A 24,084-nucleotide genomic window follows, 5' to 3' on the forward strand; every position below is an offset into this window, starting at 1 on the left:
ATTTGAAATGGTTACTCAGGATATTTTACTTGCCAAATAGTTCCATCAACTTCGTCAAATCGAATTATTCCAAAGTCTTGATCATAGTAAAGGATATTAACATTTTGATCCAACAAGCCAAATTCTCTACTTGAAACAACATCTGTTGAGTTAGATTCTATTTTTATTACTTTGTTAAAGGTATGGTTAAGAATGTTCATTGTACCAATAGAATTGATTTCGTCATTGTTGGTTATAAAAATGTTTGCAGGGTCTTGTTCTTCTGGATTAGCGTAGCCAGCATTTCTAACATTCCAAAGTGGAAAATTGAAAGCATTTCTAAATCTATTTCCTTGGGAAGTTAGAAAATATTGAACTTTAGTTTTATAACTGTATTTGGCAGTGTCATTTTCGATAATTTGTAGCCTTATAATTTGACTGTCATAAGTGTGTTTTAAAGAAGTTCCAAAAAATCCTGATTCATAAGAACCTCTAGGACAATTTCTCACCTCGTAAACCTCAAAATTTAATACTTCATTATCGTTACTACGATATTTAATAATCTGTCCTTCAAAATATTCAAATGAGATTCTTTTTTGCTCTTGCTCTGTTGTAAATTGATAAGTGGGATCAGTGAATTGACATTTTTCTACAACTTCATCTTCTTCACAGCTGCTAAGAATTATGAGCGCGCAAATAATTGAGAACGGTTTTATTAAATAATTCATTTTAAATCAGGTGTTTAAAAATTGGATTTCTAATTAAATATAACGATTTAATATTTGATTAATTATTTTTAACGGCTATTACATCACAAATCTACTTTTCGTAAGAGCACTTATCATTATTAATAGGAATAACTTCTACATATCATTAATCTTTATATATTTAGCCTAACCAAACCTACTGTCCAATGAAAACAACCATCCAACTATTGTTAGCTTTTGTCATTTTAACCAGTTTTATAAAGCCAGATCGCAATACGGCAAATGGTTTTAAAATAGACCAGAAATATAAAGTACAAGGAACTTTTTCTGGAAATACTCAAGGTGAGGACAGCTTTCATTTTATAATAGCAAAAAATAAAAAAGATAAAAACTACGATATCTTACCTTTTCAATTTAAGAATGAAGAGGTTGTGAAAATGGATCCTATTACTTTTGAAGAGCAGCCTAATGTGTTGTCATTTCATAATAATGGAGATCAATTATCTGTAATTACTTCTTATAATGAAGGTAAATCTAGAAAGTTTCAGGTGGTAGATGTAAACCTTAAAGATCACACTGTTAAAAAATCTGAGGCTCTTGATGGCGAGAATTATAAAACTACAGTTAGAGAAAAAGATCAAAATTTCTTGGTCTTTTCAGATAAAGAGTCTCTTAAAATAGTGGCTGTTAAAAATGCTAGCGATGTAAAAGATATCACTATAGAAGCTACGGCTGCTAATAAAGATTTTTTAAAAGCGCTTTCTAAAAATAATCTTGATGCAATAAGTAGTCAAGATTTTGTAGAAAATGGTTCCATAAACGATTTTAGAATTTATAGTGATCAAGGCACGATTACCATTACACAAGAAGACACTAAAGAAGGTACTACAAATGTGGCGCAAATAGACACCGGTGATTTTTCAAATACAGAATTAAAGGTGACTAACTTTAAAAGTAATGACAGTGGAGATGGTAAGTTGAAGAAAAGTACTTCTTACGTTTCAGATAATAAGTTGTTCCAGATGAATCTTAAAAAAGATGTTGCTACTCTAGATGTTCATAATCTAGATGATAAAAGTAACAAGCAACTTAACCTATTGAGTAGTGATGTGGTAAGTGCAGCTTCTAGTAAAACAGCTGCAAATAGCTTTCTTAAAAATGCTACCAAAGGTAAGAACCAACCTACCGTTACGGTTAATGAGGCGCAAGATGGAGCGTTAAAACTGAGGATAGATTATGTAAATAAGAAGTTATATAGTTACAATTATAACTGGTGGTGGCACCATCACTGGATGATGCAACAGCAAATGTGGATGATGCAACAACAGCAAAACAGAATGATGTTACAAAACAGCCTGCCGCGTTTCGGACCAGATGTGTCTGACGCATACCCTATTTATACGGTAAAAGAAAAGGCAGATTCATTTTTTGAAATAGGCCTTCATACTAATGGATCTATCATGCCGGCTAGCGATGTGACTACTATTCATAAAAACATAGATAAGAAATCTTACATCGATGATATAGATAATAACAAGAAGTTAAAACACTCGTCTACCGTTTTTACTGAGACTACTTTTAGGTATATTTCTTACAATAAGAAAACAAAAAGCTTTCTTATAAATAGTAAGTCATTGAAATAAAATAGATTAAAATAATTTTGAACAAGGGTTAAAATTATTTTTGATTTTGATTTTGGTTTTGAATTTCAGTCGTACTTTTGCCGCCTGTCTCAAGGGGTGCTAATGGAAACAAAGGCTGAGATAATACCCAAGGAACCTGGGCGAGTAATGTCGCTAAGGGAATAGATTTAGATTAGTTTTGATGTGTGTTGTTATATCGCTTTCGCGAAAGCGTGCATCTCAATTATTTATTTCAAGAGAATCCTTCAAACATTTAATTTTAATTCAAACCGAATAAATGCCCCTTTTATTTGAACTTAAACAAAGTTCATATGAAACATTTATCTCGCGTTGTAATTGCTATGGCATTAACTGTAACAGGCCTAGCAACAGCGCAAAATTCACAAGAACAAGATTCTACTAAAGCAAAAAAACTGGACGAAGTACTGGTAAAAGCCGTGCGTGTAAATGCAAAATCACCTATTACACACAGCAATTTATCAAAGGAAGAGATCGCAAAACGTAATATAGGACAGGATTTACCTATGTTGCTTAACTTTTTGCCATCTGTAGTAACTAGCTCTGACGCTGGTGCTGGTATAGGTTATACCGCTTTAAGAGTGCGTGGTGTGAGTTCACAATCTACTAACGTGACTATTAATGGTATTCCATATACTGATGCAGAATCACTGGGTGCATTCTGGGTAAACCTAGGTGATTTTTCTTCTTCTATAGAAAATCTACAGGTGCAACGTGGTGTTGGTACGAGTACAAACGGTAGTGGAGCATTCGGTGCGAGTATAAATATCTTAACAGATGCTGCATCTCAAGAAGCGAGCGGTGAGATTTCTAATTCTTTCGGTAGTTTTAATAGTAGAAAGCATACAGTAAAGTTCTCTACCGGATTGATGAATGAGCATTTTGAAATCGCAGGTAGATTATCAAATATCGCGTCTGACGGTTATGTAGATCGCGCCTCTACAGATTTAAAATCTTATTTCTTACAAGGTACTTATGTGGACGATAACACGCTTATTAAAGCGATCACTTTTGGTGGTAGTGAGGTAACATACCAGTCGTGGAATGGTATTGACGAAGACATGCTAAGAAATGATAGAACGTATAACACAGCTGGAGAGTATGAAGATGAAAATGGAAATGTGCAGTTCTATGATAATGAAGTAGATGATTATAAGCAAGATCATTATCAATTGCACTGGAACCAGCGTTTTAATAACAACTGGTCTACTAACATAGGTTTAAACTATACCTATGGTCGTGGTTTCTTTGAGCAATTTAAAGAAGACGAAGATTTTGCTACTTATGGTCTAGATCCACTAGTAGTAGATGGACAGCCACTAGAAGAAACAGATTTAATACGTCGTAGATGGCTGGATAATGATTTTTATGTGCTTAACGCAAGTGTAAATTATAAAAATAATGAGATAGATGTTACCTCTGGAATATCTGCTAGTCATTATGATGGAGATCACTTCGGTGAAGTGATTTGGGCGCGTTTTGCTAGTCAGAGTAATATTAGAGATCGTTATTATGACGGTAATGCTTTAAAAAATGATCTGTCTGTGTTTTCAAAAGCTACCTATAAATTAAACGATCGTTTTCAATTGTACGGTGATGTGCAGGTAAGAAATGTAAACTATAAAACATCTGGGATAAATTCTGATTTAAGTGAATTTCTAGTAGATGAGAACTTTACTTTCTTTAATCCTAAAGCTGGTGTTACTTATAAGTATGATGATACTAATGATTTGTACTTTTCTTATGCCAGAGCAAATAGAGAGCCTAATAGAAATGATTTTGAAAGCAATCCTGATGTGAAGCCAGAACAGCTTAATGACTTTGAATTAGGGTGGAGACATAAAAAAGGTAACTTTACTTTTAATGCAAATACATACTTCATGCTTTATAATGAGCAACTAGTTTTAAGTGGAGAACTTAATGATGTAGGAGCGCCATTGAGAACTAATAGTGGTAAAAGTTACCGTTTAGGAATAGAGTTAGAGGCAATTGTGCCAGTTACTAAGCAACTTACTCTGCAGCCTAATGTAGCATTGAGCAGTAATAAGAATGACGAGACGGTGCGCTCTTTTGATGGAGAATTACAAAATCTAGGTTCTACAGACATTGCTTTTTCACCTAGTGTAGTGGCTGCAAATGCTATCGTGTATCAACCTATAAAAAACTTTCAGGTTTCTCTATTGAGTAAATTTGTAGGTGACCAATTTATGAGTAATACAGAGGCCGATGCTTCTAAGCTGGACAGCTTTTTTACTAACGATATCAACCTAGTCTACACTATAAAGCCGAAGTCTATATTTAAGACTGTTGTGTTTACCGGTTTAGTGAATAATATATTCAATGAAAAATATGAAAATAATGGGTACTACTTTACTTATGACGACGATTTTTCTAATCCAGGAACCATCTCTACGGTAGAAGGTAATGGATTCTATCCACAAGCAGGGACTAATTTCTTATTAGGCGCAACGCTTATTTTTTAAAACATAAAATCAACCAGTACCATTAAGAATAAATAACTGTTTACATTTATTCTTAATGGTTTGGCTTGGTAAATTATACTTTATTAATACACTAATTAGATATTCTAATTGTGGCGCCGTTTCTTTCTACACGGTAGGCTTTTAAACCATACTGTCCGTCACCTTCTATAGGCTGTCCGGTTAGAATATTATATTTATTAATGTCATCAGTACAAGGGCAGGTCGCTTCTATACCGCTTATTTCGAGTGTAGAGCAACTGTTAGGCGAGTGATTAGGATCGCTTAATTCATAAGCCACATATTGCGAGTTATTAAAATTATAAACCACCGCACCGCGCAAACCTACGTTAGGTACGATCACAAAATTACCAGGGAAATTAAGATTGCTATATTGTGGTAAATTAGTGTTAAGGTCCATCTGGAATCCTAGATCTACTAGAAATGGGTTGTTATTACGGCTGTCATCGCTTGTGCAAGCAAAAACGGTAAGCAATAAAGCGAGTATATAAGCGTTACGTATTTTCATAAGAAATCAATTGGCTTCAAAAGTATAACGAACTGATTGATATTTATTATATTTGTTTGATAATCCCGCAGCAATGATGGGATTTTGTTATTTATAGCCTCTTAGTCATGATGTAAGCAGTGAGACTGGTGGTTATATCGCTTTCGCGAAAGCGGAACACAAACAACAACACTTAAAATTGAAAAGACATGAGTAACGTATCATATTATACAGAAGAAGGATTAAAAAAATTAAAGGACGAGTTAAAGCAACTTAAAGATGTGGAACGTCCTGCGGCATCCCAAGCCATTGCAGAGGCTCGTGATAAAGGTGATTTAAGTGAAAATGCAGAGTATGACGCAGCAAAGGAAGCTCAAGGAATGCTAGAAATGCGCATCTCACAATTAGATGCTATAGTTAGTAATGCGCGTATTATTGATGAGGACACGCTAGATCTTTCTAAGGTTTTAATTCATAGTACGGTTAAAATTAAAAACTTAAATAATAAAATGACTATGAATTACAAGCTAGTCGCACAGAGTGAGGCAGACGTAACTAAAGGTCACATATCTGTAGAGTCTCCTATAGGTAAGGCATTATTAGGTAAAGAAGTAGGTGAGGTGGCAGAGGCTGTTGTACCAGTAGGCACGATTAAGTTAGAAATCATGGAAATTACAAGAGACTAATTATGAGTGTTTTTACAAAAATTATTACTGGAGAAATACCTAGCTATAAAGTAGCAGAGAATGAAGATTTTATCGCTTTTTTAGACATCAACCCTAATGCACCAGGGCATACCTTATGTGTTCCTAAAAAAGAAGTGAATAAAATCTTTGATCTAGATAGCGAGACTTATTTTGATCTTATGGATTTTTCTAGAGAGGTAGCTCTTGCATTAAGAGAAGAGGTTACTTGCGAGCGTATAGGCATGTCGGTAATAGGACTAGAAGTGCCGCATGTACACGTGCATTTAATACCATTACGTGATATGGAAGATATGCGTTTTAGTAACAAAGTGAGCCTAAGTAAAGAAGAAATGCAGGATATCGCGACTCGTGTTAAAGCGCGTTTTGATTCATAATTGTATTGATAATGTGGTATTCATAGGTGCGGACTGAAGTCGGCACCTATGAATACCACATTTGTGATCAGGCTTTTCATTTCGCATACATTATACTCACGCCCATTTTCCAACATGGCAATATCATAGTTCAAATTGCAATTTGAATCCTTGTCTAAAACAACAATGTCAACAACCAACTCTAATCTTCCACTTCGACATAACTCAGCGCATCGCCTCCAAAGGAAGACGGTAGTTTCTCTATTTCGTAACCTTATTGTCACAGCTCAAAATTTGGGTTTTCCCTCTGAGGGAAATGTCCGCAGGACAAAGGGTGTAGCGCGTGAGTGATCCATAACAGGTGATTTTTACTTCAGAAAAGGGATTCGTTAATCTGCCTTTTAGAAATACAATAAGAACTGTCTTTATTTAAGCCCTCTTTTCCTCACAAAAAACTCTTTCATCAACGTAGCACAAGGTTCTTCTAGAATTCCAGAAATCACTTTAGTTTTAGGGTGTAACTGTGTTCCCATAGCTAGGTAACCACGTTGCACATCACTTGCAGCAAAAACTACAGTTCCTATTTGTGACCAGTATAAAGCACCGGCACACATCTGGCAAGGTTCTAAGGTTACATAGAGCGTACAATCTTTTAAATATTTACCACCTATAAAGCTAGATGCTGCGGTTATGGCTTGCATCTCTGCATGAGCAGTCACGTCTGTAAGTGTTTCTGTGAGGTTGTGACCTTTGGCTATGATTCTATTTTGGGCTACAATAACAGCGCCTACAGGAATTTCATTACGATCAAAAGCAGCCTCAGCCTCCTGTAGCGCTTTTCTCATAAAATACTCGTGGTCGTATGGTTCTATCATCGAGTAAAAATAAAGCTAAAAATAAAAGTAAAGGAATGGTGATTAGATAAAATGATATGATCATTTGAAAAGGAGCAGTACTTTTTACTTTAGATAATTGATCTAAGTAAAATTATCAATTCCTTAAATCAAGAATTAGATTTAGAACGTACCTTTGAAACATGGCTCAAAAACTACTTTCTAATATTAATTCTCCTGCTCATTTAAAGCAACTTCCTGAAGAGGATCTGGCTAGAGTCGCACAAGAATTAAGAGCTTTTATTATAGATGTAGTAGCTGCTAAAGAAGGACATTTGGGTGCAAGTCTAGGTGTGGTAGAACTGACTATAGCGTTGCATTATGTATTTAACACACCAGACGACCAATTGGTTTGGGATGTTGGGCACCAGGCTTATGGACACAAGATTTTAACTGGTCGTAGAGATGTTTTTCATACCAATAGAGATCTAGGTGGTATATCTGGTTTTCCTAAAAGATCAGAGAGCGTTTACGATACCTTTGGGACAGGACATAGTTCTACCTCTATAAGTGCCGCTCTAGGAATGGCTATGGCTAGTGCTTTAAAGAAAGAAGATAGAAAACACATAGCTATAGTAGGTGATGCGAGTATTGCTAGCGGTATGGCTTTTGAGGCTTTAAACCATGCTGGCGTTAGTGGAGCAGATGTCCTAGTTATTCTCAATGACAACGCGATAGGAATAGACCCTAGCGTAGGTGCGCTTAAAGAATACCTCACCAAAACTAAATCTGGTAAAGAAACTGGTAGTGATAATATCTTTGAATCACTACACCTAGATTATTCTGGACCTATAGATGGACATGATTTACCGCTGTTAATTAAAGAGCTAAAAAGACAAAAAAGCTTAAAAGGACCTAGACTTTTACATGTGAGAACGGTAAAAGGTAAAGGACTTAAACAGGCAGAAATAGACCAGGTACGTTACCACGCGCCAGGTAAGTTTGATAAAATCACAGGCGAAATTACACCTAGTGATACCAGTAAATTGCCTCCTAAGTTTCAAGACGTTTTTGGACTTACCATAGTAGAACTTGCAAAGCAAAATGATCGCATTGTAGGTATTACTCCAGCGATGCCTACCGGTAGTTCCATGAAAATAATGATGGAAGAATTGCCAGATCGCGCCTTTGACGTAGGTATTGCAGAGCAGCATGCGGTAACGCTAGCCGCAGGAATGGTGACTCAAGGGTTAGTGCCTTTTTGTAACGTGTATTCCACTTTTTTACAGCGTGCTTATGATCAGGTGATTCATGATGTAGCGTTGCAAAAACTGCCGGTAGTTTTCTGTCTAGATAGAGCAGGTATAGTAGGTAAAGATGGTGCGACACATCACGGTGTTTTTGACTTGGCTTATTTAAACTGTATACCAGATATCATCATCGCAGCACCTATGGATGCTGTAGAAATGAGAGATATGATGTTTACCGCTTCTCAAGGACTGGATTTACCTATAGCCATTAGATACCCTCGTGGTCGTGGTAAAATAGTGGACTGGCAGCAGCCTTTTACACTTATGGAAATAGGTTCTTCTAGATTACTCCATGAAGGGAAAAAAATTACAGTAATAAGCATAGGGCCTATAGGAACTATGATTCAAGATTTAATAAAGGAAGAGCAGTTAAATATTACTCATCTAGATATTAGGTTTTTAAAGCCTATAGATACTAAAGCTTTAGAATTAATTTTTAAAAATCACGATCACATTATTACCATTGAAGACGGTACAGTAGTAGGTGGTTTAGGAAGTGTTGTTGGTGATCTCGCTTTCGCGAAAGCGTACCAAGGAAAAGTTCATAAACTAGGTATTCCAGATTCATTCATGGAACACGGCCCCACTGCCGATTTGCATAAAATTGCAGGAATCGATAAAGGAACCGTGTTGAAATTGATTAAAGAACTTCTTTAATTATTTAATTATAATTTTCTCTGTTTGCGTGTTGCCGTTAGAGCTAATTTTTACCAGGTAAAAGCCGCTTTTTAAATCGAGTTGTAACGCAGTTTCTGTAGTGCTTAAATTGCTTTTACTAATAAAAACTTTTTGCCCGCTTAAGTTATAGATCTCAATATTTGTGTTTACAAGATCTTCACTTGAAGTGATGTAAATGTTACCATTAGAAACGGTAGGGTAGATGTTAATACCTAAATCTGTTTTATCAACTCTGCTTATACTAAGAGTGTCAAATTTTCCTGTAAACATACCGCGTCCATGAGTAGTTGCTAGTATGGTGTTATCGCTAGTTCTTAAATCTAGGTCTACTACTTTTACGTTAGTCATACCGTTTATAAGCGGTTGCCATGTTGGGCTAGCGCTGTTAAAATCACTGGTGGCATAGATTCCCACCTCAGTACCTATAATAACCTCTCCTGGTAATAATGGATTAGGTAAAATAGTTTTTACAGGCATATCAGGTAGGTTACCTTCTTTGGCAGTCCATGTTGCACCAGCATCATTTGTGTACCATATATTCTCCACACCATAATTGTGCATGGTTACATAAATTTCTGACTCTGTTGCACCGAATTCTATATCAGACACACTACCTAAAAAGTTAGGTCCGGTTATACTAGTCCATATAGGATTTGCAGTATTTGCGCCTGTAACTTTTAATAATAATGAAAATTCTGTTCCTACCATTAAAGTAGAAGAACCTGATGTGTAAGGTGAGACCTTCATGGCTGTAGGTCTATTAGTAGAAATTAAACTATTAGTAATAGTCGTACAAACAGATGTGTTATTTAATAACTCACAAGTATCGATACCATTAGTACCATTAAAGTTTCTTGAGTTGGAGAATAAGTAATTAAGATTGCGATCTAGCTCTGCTACGTTAATAAAATCACCATCTGCGTTTGCGCCACCATCTGCACAACTTGCGGTAGCGATGCAATAAGCAAAATTATAACTAGGATAGCTGACTAGTCTATGGTTATTAAATTGAGATGTGATAACAGCATAGTTATCGTTACTATCTATTGCTACATGAGCACCATCACCACCTAGAGCTTCTATAAAATCATTTGCTCCTGGAGTGGCATTATTAATAGCTAGTGTTCCGTTATCTTGTGCGCCACCTACTAGATTATCTCCATTAGAAAAATCAGAATCTATACTACCGTAGTAAAACTGAGTCACGTTATAACCATTATTTCTAGTTGATATAGATCCATTGTTGAAAGAAGCAGTATTAAGGCTGGATGCCCATGAGACACCGCCATCGCTACCTATAAGTGCCTGGTTAGAATCTGTAGGATGAAAACTCAATGTGTGAATGTCTGCATGTACAAATGGTGCGTTAATTGATTGCAGTCCGTTTGCGTTGATCCATTTTGATATTTGAGACCAAGAATTTCCTCCATCTGTAGATCTAAAACTGTCTATTCCTGCCGCATAAACGATTTGATCGTTAGTAGGATCAACTTCTATAACAAGATTATAAAATGCTTGTCCTCTAGCAAAATCAGTAGCAGATATAGAGTTGTCAGCATCATCAGGTTCATTAATCGCAACGGTAGTTAATAAACCGTCATTACTAACTAATAGGTCTACAGCGCTGCCTTGTTGCAAGGCTACGTATAATAAATTAGGATTAGTTTTTGAGGCTGCGATTTCTACACGATCACCACCTCTAATCGTGCTTTGTACAGTCCAGTTGATTCCATCAGTAGATTTATAAAATCTACCGCCACCAGCATTTGTGCCAGGTACCGAGATGGTACCCATGTAAAGACTGTTGTCTGCGCCTATTTCAAAATCATTAGGAGCCACATAAAAAGTTTGCCCGCCAAAGAAATAGCCCATAGACGGATTCTCAATTCTCGACCAGTTTGCACCGCTATCAATACTGCGATAAAGTCCAGCGTTTTGTGCTCCTAAAACATTTACTGGATTTGAAATATTGAAGTTAGGCGATACATAGTTGGTAGATCCTACGCCTACATATACTTCACTAATACCACTGTTGTTTCTAACGATTATATCATTAATAAAGAATATCCCAGCTGTAAATAAATCTGCCTGTCCACTACCTAGAGTTCCTTGTCCTGCAGGTGTGATGTTTACATTAGTCCATGTGGCACCACCGTCTGTAGTTTTATACAGTCCGTTCCCTACCGCAGCACCTGCAGCATATTGCTCACCGGTACCTATGTAGAATGTCATAGAATCGTTAGGGTCTATAGCGTGTGCGCTCACGTTTAAGTTGGCAGCCAGTCCAGGCATGATGTTCCATGTGGAGGTAGGAGAGGTAATATCATCATTAACCCATAAACCACCACCTACACCACCGGCAAAAACACGGTTGTAATCTATACCATCACCATTATTAACACCTACATCGTTAGGGTCATAAAATACTACTCGAGTTCTACCGCCTATATTGGATGGTCCTCTTTCTTCCCATGCTCTTCCTGCAGATCCAGGTGCGCTTTTAGTAAAACTAGTAGCAATAGTCTCTACCTTATAAGGTGTAGGAATCCCAATGGTAGGATTCATACTTAATTCCCATACACGCTCATTATATGCATTAGGAGGCAGAGAAAGTGCTTTGCGCTCACTTCTAGAAAGTTTTATAGTCTCTTTATAAGGACTGTTTTCTACATATTGTTTGTGTAAATCCCTCGCTTTTTGAATAGAAGTGATATGCTCTGTTTTACTTAAAAAGTAATATGAACTAGCTGCTATAAAGCATAGAAGTATACTAGTTAAAAGTATTTTTTTATTCATGGTAAAGCAATTAAGAAATTAAAGATAAGGTATTTGAAAGTAGTTGCTTCTAGATCTTACCATTGATAATGTTGAAAAGAGCGATGGACTTACTGTCAGTTAATGATGCTACATAACCGCAAACATCTAGTATACGTTCATAACTTGTGGTACCACTTAACCTTAGTCCTTTACAAGATTTTAAAATAAGTTTGTCATAAGAGTCCTCTGTATTATTGAGGCTGTTTATACTAGCATTTACGGCAGCATCTAGTATGTCTTGTAAAATTTTATAACCAGCGACTTCTTTTTGAATGACCTCTTCGTTGTTATAAACCTTATCAATAGTAATAGCTAGTATGTCGTCTATTTGTGCTTTGTATGTGGATTTATCAGTAAGCGCATGTGGAAAAGTACCACTGAGTATCGCTTCTTCATTTTCCATAAATATAGAAATGCAGTCAGTAATTAAGTTGTTAATAGCTAGAGATCTTAGATAAGAAAGTCTTTCTGAAGTCGTAGAGAGCTGAGTGTAAATATCTGTTCTTATAGTATCTCTTACTAGTTTAATTAATTGCTCCAGTGCATGGTCTTCACTTATCCAGCCCAGATTGATGCCGTCTTCAAAATCGATTATCGTATAACAAATATCATCTGCAGCTTCTACTAGGTAAGTAAGTGGGTGGCGGTAATGAGACTCTTCACTATCGGTATTGTTAAGGAGGCCTAGCTCGTTAACTACATCATTAAAATGATCTACATCTGCCTGAAAGATGCCGTATTTTTTCTGAGAAATATGCTTAGTAGGCCTGTGTGGTAAGGACTCTTTAGGGTATTTAATAAAAGCACCTAAGGTTGCATATGATAATCTCAATCCGCCAGAAGTTCCTGGGCTATCGAGATTTAATAAACGATATCCATTTGCATTTCCCTCGTAGGAAAGTAGGTCTTGTTGTTGCTTTCGCGAAAGCGTACTTATCATCTTTGCTCCTCGCTCAGTTTTAAAATAACTGCCTATAGCCTTCTCACCACTATGTCCGAATGGTGGGTTACCTATATCGTGAGCTAGCGCGGCTGCGGCTACTATCGCTCCAAAATCTTGTTGTTTATAACCGGACGCTACTAAGTCTGGATGCTTTTCTAGAATAAGTTTTCCTGCCATTCTACCTAGAGAGCGGCCTACAACGCTTACTTCTAAGCTGTGTGTGAGTCTAGTGTGTACAAAACCAGTCTGGCTTAAAGGGATGACCTGGGTTTTATCCTGTAGCGACCTGAAATGCTGTGAGAATATAACACGGTCATAATCTACTTCAAAGCCTAGTCTTAACTCATCTTGTTTTGCTCGAGGTCTAGGATGTGAATCGCCATATCTCTTTAATGATAATAATTGCTGCCAGTTCATTTAAAAGGAAATTTTGTGCAAGATAAATCAATAATTAAAACTCGATTTAACCTTTGGATAACACACTTAACAATAACTTAAACACTATTGGATTTTTGATAATCTGTTATTAACTTCTTTAACTAGTAATCTCGTTTTCTTTGCACCAGCAAACTCAAACAAAAAAACAAAAGATGAAAAAATTATTTATTTCAATGTTAGCTATAGCGGCATTTACTATTACTAGTTGTGATAGTGATGATGATACAGTAGTGTCAGGTCCAGATCTAAGCGATAATGTGATTACTGGAGTTATTTCTAGTGATAAGACATTAACAAACGATCGTATGTGGGAATTACAAGGTAGAACTACTGTTGAAAGTGGTGCAGTTCTTACTATTGAGCCAGGTACAATAATTAAAGGTTTGCAAGGGCAGGGTGCAAATGCATCTGTTCTTATTATAGCTAGAGGAGCGTCTATACAAGCAAATGGTACGGCTGCTAGCCCTATTGTTTTTACTAGTGTTGCAGATGATATTACTTTAGGTCAAACTGCAGGTTCTAATCTTACAGAAAATGATAGAGGATTATGGGGTGGTCTTATAGTTTTAGGTAATGCACCTAGTTCATTAAGAGGTGATGTAGATGCTGTACAAATAGAAGGTATACCTGCTAGTGATACTAACGGTTTATACGGTGGTACTAATGCGACTGATAATTCTGGTGTTTTAAATTATGTTTCTATACGTCACGGTGGTACAAATATCGGTGAAGGAAATGAAATCAACGGTTTAACATTAGGTGGTGTAGGTTCTGGAACTGTAATCTCTAATATTGAAGTTGTAGCAAATGTTGATGATGGTGTTGAGTTCTTTGGTGGAACTGTTAATGCAAGTAATATCTTTGTATGGGCTGTAGGTGATGATTCAATAGATATTGATCAAGCTTATTCTGGTACTATTACTAATACAGGTATCGTATTAGGAGATATATCTGACCACGCATTTGAAATAGATGGTCCTGAAGGATCTGCAACAGGTTCTTTTACTATAAATGATGCAACTATTTTTGGAAATACAAACACACCTAATGGTGAGTATGCTGACTATAGAAGTAGAGCGCAAGGTGCTACTAATAATGTATATGCAACTGGTTTTAAAGCATCAAGTGATGTTGAATTAGATAACAATGCTGTAGCTCAAAACTACCTAGATGGTAACTTAACTTTTTCTAACTGGGTGATTGATCTACCAACTGGTGTTGCAGCTGCAAACGAAGTATTTGTTGAAAAAGTAGGTTGTGCACAAAACTGTGATGATGAAGATGATTCTAATGATATAGCTGAATTAACTTTAACTTCTTTTACTAGTGATGCTGCTGCGTGGGCAACTTCAGGAACAACAGGAGGAGCTAACTTATCTGCATTTTCTTGGACATATGCAAATACTAAAGCTAACTTAGGTTTCTAGTTAAATAAAAAACCAATTATTAATGCTCATCATGATATAAAATCATGATGAGCATTTTTTCAATTTAAAGAAATAAATTTTCAATAATGCAAAATTCTAAAATTTTAGTGCTTGCCATGTTCCTTTTAGGTTCATTATTCTCATTTGGTCAAAATGGTACTTTGTCTGGTAAAATTATCGATGGAGATTTTAATGATGTGCTGGCCTTTGCAAACGTTGCGGTAAAAAATAGTAATTACGGGACTGCGACAGACTTTGACGGAAAGTATTCAATGGAAATGGCTCCAGGTACGTATACAGTTGTTTTTACTTTTGTTGGGTATAGTACTAAGGAGATAACTGATGTAATAATTAAGTCAGGTCAGGTAACAAATTTAGAGGTAACATTAACATCTGCTGCAGATGCTTTAGACAGCGTGGTAATTACTGTAACAAAAAGACAAAATTCTGAAAAAGCAGTTTTAGATGTTCAGAAAAATGCAACTGTAGTATTAGATGGTTTATCCTCTGAGTCTATTAAGAAATCTGGATCTTCTTCTGTAGCTAGTGCTGTAAAAGCTGTTCCTGGTGTATCAGTTCAAGATGGGAAATTTGTTTATGTAAGAGGTCTGGGAGATCGTTATACTAAAACACTTTTAAATGGTATGGAGGTACCAGGTCTTGATCCTGATAGAAATGCATTGCAATTAGATATTTTTCCTACAGGTGTTATTGAAAACTTGCAAGTGAAAAAGTCTGCAACGGCAGATCTAACGGCAGATTTCACAGGTGGAATAGTTGATATTTTAACTAAAGATATCCCTTCTAGTGAGGAGTATGCCATAAGTTTAAGTTTGGGTTATAATCCAGACATGCACTTTAATGATGACTATTTAAGTTACAATGGAAGTAGTACTGATTTTTTAGGTTTTGATAATGGAGATAGAGACTCACCTATCGCTATTGGAACACCTATTCCTTTGTTACAACAAGATGGAACATTTGTTAGAGCTTTAACTCAAAGTTTCAATCCAGAGCTTGCTGCGATGAAAGAGAAAAGTTTTATGGATTACGGTTTTAGTTTTGCTGCAGGTAATAAATTTAAGTTTGAAAACGGTAATGCCTTAGGATTTACAGCATCCTTAGCTTACAAAAATGATACAGAATTTTATGACAACTATATCGACGGTCAGATTTTTAGAAAGAGCGCAGACTCAAGTAATAATAATCCTGTAGTAGGTAGGACACAGCAAGGTGCACTAGGAACAAATAATGTGTTGCTTAATGGGTTATTAGGTTTAACTTATAAAACGGAATTGTCTAAATATAGATTTAATGTACTCCATATTCAGAATGGTGAGTCTAATGCAGCATTAATATTTCAGGAAAACTCAGAACGTTCATCTAATCAAATAAAGAAAGATGTACTTACTTATACAGAAAGGTCTTTAACAAATGTGTTGTTCTCTGGAGAGCATAATAATAAGGATGGGTCTTGGAAAACTGAATGGAAACTATCTCCTACTTTGTCTCGTGTAGACGATAAAGACTTTAGAACTACACCGTTTAGAATCGATGGAGGAGTGCCTACAATAGAACCATCTGAAGCAGGTGATCCAACAAGATTGTTTAGAGAATTAGAAGAGATAAATTTAGCTTCTAGAATTGATGTTACAAAAAGGCATACTTTATTTGGAGAACCAGCAAAACTTACTTTTGGTGGTGGGTACACTTACAAGAACAGAGATTTTGCCGTAGATCAATATTCTTTTATCTTACAAAACTTCCAAAGTTCTGAATTTAATGGTGATCCAAATGAAATTTTAAATCCTGATAATATTTACAATCCTTCTACTGGTTCAGGAGTTGCGGTTAGATCAGATTTTAACATTACAAACAACTTTGATTCTAAAATATCTATAGCAAGTGCTTATTTGTCAGATGAATTTCAATTAACCGATCGTCTTAAATCCATCATCGGTGTTAGATTTGAGAAATTTGATCTAAGTTATTCTGGTCAAAATCAACAAGGAGTCGTGTCAGTAGATACTAAGTTTATTGATAAAGCAGATTTCTTCCCTAGTTTAAACCTTATTTATGATCTAGATGATACTAGGAGCTTTAAATTAAGAGGTTCTTATTCTAGAACTACTGCAAGACCATCGTTTAAAGAAGCGTCAGATGCTGAAATTTTTGATCCTGTTTCTAACTTTTTCTTTATAGGTAACAGGGATATTCAACCTACTTATATTGATAACATGGATTTAAGAATTGAAAAGTATGGTAATGGGAGTGACTTCTACGCAATAAGTGGTTTCTACAAAGACTTTACTGATCCTATCGAGTTGAGTTTTATCCGTGAGGCAGAAGGTCAATTTACACCATTGAATTTAGGTAACGCAACTGTTTTTGGTGCAGAATTTGAGGTGAGAAAGAACTTAGGTTTCTTGACAAGTGTTTTAAATAATTTTAATGCTTCTGTGAATGTTTCTATCATTGAGTCTAGACAAAATTATAGTGAAGATGAAGAGGCAAATAGAACAGCTACATTGCGTGATGGACAGACCTTAGATGATACAAGACCTTTACAAGGTCAGTCTCCTTATTTAGTAAATGCAGGTTTAGTTTATGAAACTGAAAATAGTCTTAGAGTAGGTGCTTTCTTTAACGTTCAAGGGAGAACACTTGAGATTGTAGGATCTGGTGATATTCCAGATGTTTATACTTTACCATTTAATTCTCTTAATATTACTGCTAGTAAAACTTTTGGAGATAAAATAAAGCAAACGATAGGCTTTAAAATAGAAAACATATTAGGAGATGATAAGGAAAGTGAATACGATTTCTTTGGATCTGATAATCGTACGTTCTCTTTACGTAGTCCAGAGACATCATTCTCTCTTAATTATGGAATTAAATTCTAAACTATAATTAGAAATAATTTTTTAAAAGGCTGCTCTATCGAGTAGCCTTTTTTGCGTTTATAAGATAGTGTTTGTTTCGCTTTCGCGAAAGCGGTGTTGATAAACTAGGGGAATATTAATAACAGTAGCATAACATTTGAAATACTTATATAGCCGACTTTTGCAAGTTGAATAAAACAACGTAATGTCTGATATTTATATATACATGCTTATCATCCTTGCTGGACTGGCTATTACCGACCTGGTAGTAGGAGTAAGCAACGATGCTGTTAACTTTTTAAATAGTGCGATAGGTTCTAAAGCGATTAACTTTAAAACTATTATGATTATCGCAAGTATAGGTATAGCCTTTGGGGCGATGTCTTCTAGTGGTATGATGGAGGTTGCTCGTAAAGGTATCTTTGTCCCTGGAGAATTCTTTTTTGATGAGGTCATGATCATTTTTATGGCTGTGATGATTACCGATATTCTACTGCTCGATTTCTTTAATAGTATAGGTTTGCCTACCTCTACTACGGTTTCTATCGTATTTGAATTACTAGGTGCTGCAGTATGTATGTCTGTAATAAAAATCAATGGAAATGAGGCAGAATCACTTCTTGATCTAGGTAAATATATCGCTACAGATACTGCTATAGAGATTATATTAGGGATATTACTATCTGTAGTAGTAGCCTTTATTATAGGTGGACTGGTACAGTTCTTTTCTAGATTGCTACTTACTTTTGATTATGAAGGAAGACCTCCTTTTCTAGCCGCACTTTTTGGTGGTGTGTCACTTACTAGCTTGTTTTACTTTATCATTTTTAAAGGACTTAAAGGAGCAGATCTAGGTGTAATAACGGAGTTTATAGGCAGTACAGATGTCTATACTTTTATAGGAGTTACCTTTTTATTCTGGACGGCATTTAGTTTTGTTTATGTATTCTTAATTAAATGGGATGTTTATAAACTGATTATTATACTGGGAACATTTGGTCTAGCAATGGCATTTGCAGGTAATGATCTAGTAAACTTTATAGGTGTGCCTATCGGTGCATATCAGGCATGGGAATTTGCTGAGGGAACTGGTCTTAAAGCTAGTGAGATTAACATGAGCTTTTTAAGTGGTAAGCTACCTTCTAATAAATTGTTACTAGTAGCAGCAGGTTTAATAATGGTGGCAACACTATGGTTTTCTTCAAAAGCGCAAGCGGTTGTAAAAACATCTGTAGACCTAGCGAGACAAGATTCTGGTACAGAGCGTTTTCAATCTAATTTTTTATCTAGAATTTTAGTAAGATATTCTATCGTGGCTGCAGACGGTGTACAACGTATTTTACCAGACACTGCATCTAATTTTATATCTTCTAGATTTGAAAAACTACCGGTGCCTATGGTGGTGCCTAAACATGCAGATAAACCAGCGTTTGATTATGTGCGAGCATCTGTAAATTTAATGGTAGCTAGTGTATTGATCTCGATTGCGACATCTTATAAATTACCACTTTCTACTACTTATGTAACTTTTATGGTAGCGATGGGAACATCTCTAGCAGATAGAGCTTGGGGTACAGAAAGTGCTGTGTATAGAATAGCAGGTGTACTTAATGTAATAGGTGGATGGTTCTTTACAGCCTTCAGTGCATTTACGGCTGCGGCTGTATTTGCTTACCTTATTTATTTAGGTGGCATGTATGCAGTGGTTGCTCTAGTAACAATTGCAGTTTTGTTAATTATACGTAGTTTTATAGGGCATAAAAAATCCCAACAAGAACAAAAGGTAACAGACCAATTACAAAAAGCTGAAAGCAAAACGATACAGGGTATTATTGATGAGAGCTCTGATAATGTTGCTACTGTGTTTAAACGTTCTAAGCGTATTTATAAAAACACACTAGATGGACTTATTGCACAAGATCTAGCTATTTTAAAAACGTCTAAGAAAGAGAGTAAGAAGTTAAGCGGTGAGATAGATGATCTACGTAATAACATTTTCTTTTTTATCAAAAACCTTGATGAACACAACCTAGGAGCAAGTAAATTTTACATTGATGTTTTAGGTAATCTTCAAGATGTATCTCAATCACTCGATTACATTTCTAAGGCGAGTAACACGCACATAAGCAATAATCACAAGAGTCTTAAATTTAATCAGATAAAAGACTTAAAGGAAATCATATTGCGTATTCACGAAATATTTAATGATGCACAAGAGACCTTTACTACAAAGGATTTCAGTAATCTAGGGGCTATTATCGTAGAACAAAGAGAGCTGATTACTCTAGTAGATGAAAAAATAAACAAGCAGGTAAAACGTACTAAGGATGACGAAGAATCTCCTAAGAACACCACGCTTTATTTCAGCCTATTGCTTGAAACTAGAGATCTAATGAATGAAACTATTCAAATAGCAGAGCAGTATTATCTAGAGTATGATGCTTCTAAATTTGAACCTGAGAATTAATAACACAATTTTCCAAGTATAAAAAACCGACTCTAATCAGTCGGTTTTTTTATGTCCGATAATCAGACTCTTTTGGAGCATATTTAATAGGGTTGTTGTTGTTGTTGTTGTTGTTGTTGTTGTTGTTGTTGTTGTTGTTGTTGTTGTTGTCCCGCTTTCGCGAAAGCGGAATAGACATACGGCCTTATCCTTTAAATAAAGTCCTGTCCTTACATGAAACCTATAATGTAGTTACCTAGTTGTAGCGTCGTCTATATATGCTTAATAAAGGTAAGATTTGAGCATTAAAAAAGGTGCTTACTTTGTAGTAAACACCTTTTCATTTGTAAATAATAAGAGTTATCTCTGTTGTTTATTCTTCTTCATTAGTTGTGCTAGAAGACTCAGATTTGTCCATTTCAACAAGTTCAGGATTCTTGTATCTTAAAATTCTTAATTTTAATCTATGTACTAGGTACAATAAGATAGGGACAATAATTAAGGTTAAGAATGTAGCAAACAATAATCCGAAGATTACGGTCCATGCAAGTGGTCCCCAGAAGATTACATTATCTCCACCCATATAGATTTTTGCGTCTGCCTCGCTAAAAAGACTGAAGAAATCTATGTTGAAACCTATCGCTAGTGGTATAAGACCTAGTACGGTAGTGATAGCTGTAAGTAGTACAGGACGTAAACGTGCTTTACCTGCTTGTACAATCGCGTTATAAGAGTCTTCTTTGCTTATAAGGTGCTTATCGTCATCGATACCTAGTTCTTCTCTTCTACGTAGTTTTAAGATATCTACATAATCAATAAGTACCACACTGTTATTTACCACAATACCTGCTAGAGATATAATCCCCATCATGGTCATCATAATGACAAATGGCCATCCTGTTACCATAAGTCCTAAGAATACACCTATGAAACTCAAGAATATAGAAACCATGATAATAGTAGGTTTTGAAATACCACCGAATTGGAATATCAAAATAAAGAAGATCAATGCTAGACCTACCATAAGTGCGGTCATCAAGAACGCTTGTTGCTTATTTTGTTCTTCTAATTGTCCTGTGTAATCTATTTTAATAGTATCTGATAAACCTTCAAAATCTAACATCTCGTTTTGAATTTGAGCAACTGCAGCACCTGCATCACTGAATCCTGGTTTTAAAGCACTGTAAACGGTAACAACTCGCTTGTTATTTTTATGTTTAATGGCACTAAATCCAGATACATTTTCTTGAGTAGTAACAGCATTAACCGGTATTTCTAGAACCTGACCAGTAGCCATGTCTCTATAGGTAATGCGCTGATTAAATAATGAACTGCGGTCATAACGATTCTCTTCATTAAAACGCACGTAGATGTCATAATCCTCACCGTCCTTTTTATAAACACCTGCTTTCTCTCCAAAAATAGATCTACGTAATTGCATACCTACCTGACTAGCGCTTATGCCTAATTCTCCGGCTTTTTCACGATCTACTTTTACTTGTACTGCAGGCTTGCTTTTATTTACGTCTATCTTAAGTTCATCTACAGGAGCAATGTTTTTTTCATTTAAGAATTTCACCATACGCTCTGCAGTCACAATTAGTTCTTCATAATCATCACCTTGTAATTCTACGTTTATAGGATATCCTGCTGGTGGCCCAGCAGCATCTTTTTCTACACTTATGGCAATACCAGGGAATTTACCTTGTATAGCTTCTTGTATCTTTTTACGTAAAATCTCACTATCGGCACCATTACGGTACTTGTATTCTCGCATGGATGCAGTGATTTTACCTTTGTTAGGCATCTCTGCACTACTACCACCATCAGTTTGAGGGTTTCCAGCACCTTCACCTACTTGCGATACAGCACTTTCTACTAAGAAGTTCTCACCATCTTCTATATACATCTCTTCATTAATCACATCATAAACGATGTTCTCAATATCTTGGGTTGTTCTATTGGTTTTGGCAATAGATGTTCCTTGTGGGTACTCTATGTAAACCATGATCTGGTTAGGTTTGTTCTCTGGGAAGAACTCTACTTTAGTACGACCAGTACCTACAGACCAACCGAAATACATGAATAGAACCCCAAAAAACATAACTACCATTCCAGCAGTAAAGAAATATGGTTTCTTACCTCTTAAGGCAAATTTTAAGAAACGTTCATAAATATTATCTAACCATCTCAGTATTCTACGTTGAAAGAATAGGGTCGATTTTTTAATGAAATATTTATATAACCACAGTAAAATAACGGTTACTACCATTACAGACCCTAGTCCTCTTATGGCACCACCAAAAAGTAAAATCAGTAAACCTATTCCGCCCATTACAGCTGTGATAAGTAACAGTTTCTTTACCGGTATCACCTTCTCGTCTATACTCATATATTTTGAAACTAACATAGAGTTAAAGAGAATAGCAACTACTAGTGAACTACCTAATACCACAGATAGCGTGATAGGGAAGTACTTCATAAATTCTCCCATTACACCAGGCCATAAACCTATAGGTACAAAGGCTGCTACAGTGGTAAGAGTAGAAATGATAATAGGTACAGCGATCTCGCCGATTCCTATTTTTGCCGCTTTAATGCGTGACATACCTTCTTCGTCCATTAAACGATAGACATTTTCTACCACCACAATACCGTTGTCAACGAGCATTCCTAATCCCATAATCATGGCAAAAAGAATCATCGTGTTTAATGTATAACCTAATAAATTAAGGATTATAAAACTCATTAACATAGACATAGGAATAGCAAACCCAACAAAAAGGGCGTTTCTAAAACCTAAGAAAAACATCAATACCGTTACCACTAGAATCACACCAAAAATGATGTTATTTACCAGATCATCTACCTTATTAAGGGTGCGATTTGCACCATCATTAGTGATAGTAATTTCTATATTTTCAGGAATTCTTCCATCTTCTTGAGATGCTTTTACTATCTCTCTAATACTTTCTGAAGCAGTAATCATGTTCTTACCAGATGACTTCTTGATATCTATCATCACGACAGCATCTCCAGATTCTCTAGCATAGGTAGTTTTATCTTCTTCTTTAAAGCTTACCTCAGCAATATCTTTAAGATATATAGGGCCGTTTTCATTTTTAACTACAAAACGTTCTAGTTGATCTGGTTGTGTAATTTCACCTAAAATTCTAATAGTACGTCTTTGATTTTCTGTTTTAATGTTACCAGCACTCATTGTAGCATTTCCACCACGTACTGCATTAATAACGTTATCAAAACTCACCTTTGCAGCAGTCATTTTATAAATGTCTACTGCTACTTCTACTTCTAGTTCTTGTGCACCTCTTATACTTGCTTCCTTAATTTCTTGTAGACTTTCTATCTCGTCTTCTAGATATTCAGCAAATACTTTAAGTTCTCTAACCGTATAATCACCACGCAGGTTGATATTCATGATAGGTACCTCTTCACTCATTTTGAGGTCAAAGACGTTAGGTTCAATTTTAGCACCGTTAAAAGTAGGCCAGTCCTCATTAGATGTTTCTACATCTAACTCATCCTTAACTTTCTGTTTTGCCGCCTCTACAGTAATACTACTACCTAATAGAGATCCTTCTTCAAACTCTACAGTTATGATAGAATAATCTTCTTGAGATGTAGAAAGAACCTCTGCAACACCAGAAATGTTCTTTAATCTATCCTCTAGTGGGTCTGTTATTAATCTTTCAATATCCTCGGCAGTGTTACCAGGGTAAACACTAGAGATATAAATTTTTGTTTCTTTAACCTCTGGAAAATCCTCTCGAGGCATAGAAAAATAACCCTGAACTCCTAGAACAAGTACAAGACCTATAAGAATCCATATTACCGTGGGGTTATTGATCGCCCATGAGGAAAATCCAAACTCTTTTTCACTTTTCTTTCCCATGA

General features: G+C 35.8%; 14 protein-coding genes. 8 read left to right on the plus strand and 6 right to left on the minus strand.

The features are described from left to right. Positions 1-11: 11 nt before the first annotated feature. Positions 12-707, minus strand: coding sequence for a hypothetical protein (locus ACJJVJ_RS11605; RefSeq protein ID WP_405370432.1), 696 nt, complete (start codon positions 705-707; stop codon positions 12-14). Between the two features lie 185 nt (positions 708-892). Between ACJJVJ_RS11605 and ACJJVJ_RS11610 the strand changes: the two genes are divergently transcribed. Further along, the gene (locus ACJJVJ_RS11610) at positions 893-2,329 is read left to right on the plus strand and encodes a hypothetical protein (protein ID WP_405370433.1); all 1,437 of its coding nucleotides are present in this window, start codon (positions 893-895) and stop codon (positions 2,327-2,329) included. Between the two features lie 311 nt (positions 2,330-2,640). Continuing rightward, positions 2,641-4,830, plus strand: a complete 2,190-nt coding sequence (locus ACJJVJ_RS11615) for a TonB-dependent receptor (RefSeq protein WP_405370435.1) — start codon at positions 2,641-2,643, stop codon at positions 4,828-4,830. A 91-nt stretch (positions 4,831-4,921) separates the two neighbouring features. Here ACJJVJ_RS11615 and ACJJVJ_RS11620 read toward each other — a convergent pair whose 3' ends face one another. After that, complete coding sequence (locus ACJJVJ_RS11620) at positions 4,922-5,356, minus strand: hypothetical protein (protein WP_104513947.1); 435 nt, start codon at positions 5,354-5,356, stop codon at positions 4,922-4,924. A gap of 188 nt (positions 5,357-5,544) precedes the next feature. Between ACJJVJ_RS11620 and greA the strand changes: the two genes are divergently transcribed. After that, complete coding sequence (gene greA, locus ACJJVJ_RS11625) at positions 5,545-6,021, plus strand: transcription elongation factor GreA (RefSeq protein WP_104513946.1); 477 nt, start codon at positions 5,545-5,547, stop codon at positions 6,019-6,021. After that, complete coding sequence (locus tag ACJJVJ_RS11630) at positions 6,021-6,416, plus strand: HIT family protein (RefSeq protein WP_211289269.1); 396 nt, start codon at positions 6,021-6,023, stop codon at positions 6,414-6,416. Before greA ends, ACJJVJ_RS11630 begins: the two co-directional genes overlap by 1 nt. Before the next feature lie 404 nt (positions 6,417-6,820). Here ACJJVJ_RS11630 and ACJJVJ_RS11635 read toward each other — a convergent pair whose 3' ends face one another. Continuing rightward, a complete protein-coding gene (locus tag ACJJVJ_RS11635; RefSeq protein ID WP_104513944.1) occupies positions 6,821-7,270 on the minus strand; it encodes a nucleoside deaminase in 450 nt (149 codons plus the stop codon). Between the two features lie 161 nt (positions 7,271-7,431). Here ACJJVJ_RS11635 and ACJJVJ_RS11640 point away from each other — a divergent pair, with 161 nt between their 5' ends. Beyond that, positions 7,432-9,195 (plus strand): 1-deoxy-D-xylulose-5-phosphate synthase, encoded by a 1,764-nt coding sequence (locus ACJJVJ_RS11640; RefSeq protein WP_405370438.1) that lies wholly within the window; start codon positions 7,432-7,434, stop codon positions 9,193-9,195. Here ACJJVJ_RS11640 and ACJJVJ_RS11645 read toward each other — a convergent pair whose 3' ends face one another. Continuing rightward, positions 9,196-12,012: a T9SS type A sorting domain-containing protein gene (locus tag ACJJVJ_RS11645; protein WP_405370440.1), complete on the minus strand. Its 2,817-nt coding sequence runs from the start codon at positions 12,010-12,012 to the stop codon at positions 9,196-9,198. It lies immediately after the preceding gene. Between the two features lie 49 nt (positions 12,013-12,061). Then, on the minus strand, positions 12,062-13,393 hold the full coding sequence (gene dgt / locus ACJJVJ_RS11650; protein ID WP_104513941.1) for a dGTP triphosphohydrolase: 1,332 nt from the start codon (positions 13,391-13,393) through the stop codon (positions 12,062-12,064). A 173-nt stretch (positions 13,394-13,566) separates the two neighbouring features. Here dgt and ACJJVJ_RS11655 point away from each other — a divergent pair, with 173 nt between their 5' ends. The 3 genes from ACJJVJ_RS11655 (at position 13,567) to ACJJVJ_RS11665 (ending at position 20,190) form a co-directional block, all read left to right on the plus strand. After that, positions 13,567-14,841 (plus strand): hypothetical protein, encoded by a 1,275-nt coding sequence (locus tag ACJJVJ_RS11655; RefSeq protein WP_405370443.1) that lies wholly within the window; start codon positions 13,567-13,569, stop codon positions 14,839-14,841. Between the two features lie 86 nt (positions 14,842-14,927). Then, positions 14,928-17,744, plus strand: a complete 2,817-nt coding sequence (locus tag ACJJVJ_RS11660; protein ID WP_405370445.1) for a TonB-dependent receptor domain-containing protein — start codon at positions 14,928-14,930, stop codon at positions 17,742-17,744. A 184-nt stretch (positions 17,745-17,928) separates the two neighbouring features. Beyond that, a complete protein-coding gene (locus tag ACJJVJ_RS11665; protein WP_405370447.1) occupies positions 17,929-20,190 on the plus strand; it encodes an inorganic phosphate transporter in 2,262 nt (753 codons plus the stop codon). A gap of 352 nt (positions 20,191-20,542) precedes the next feature. On the opposite strand, the gene ACJJVJ_RS11670 is transcribed toward ACJJVJ_RS11665, so the two are convergent. Continuing rightward, complete coding sequence (locus ACJJVJ_RS11670; protein ID WP_405370449.1) at positions 20,543-24,082, minus strand: efflux RND transporter permease subunit; 3,540 nt, start codon at positions 24,080-24,082, stop codon at positions 20,543-20,545. Positions 24,083-24,084 lie beyond the last annotated feature (2 nt).

The organism is Nonlabens sp. Asnod2-A12 (assembly GCF_045063745.1).
Lineage (GTDB): Bacteria > Bacteroidota > Bacteroidia > Flavobacteriales > Flavobacteriaceae > Nonlabens > Nonlabens xylanidelens.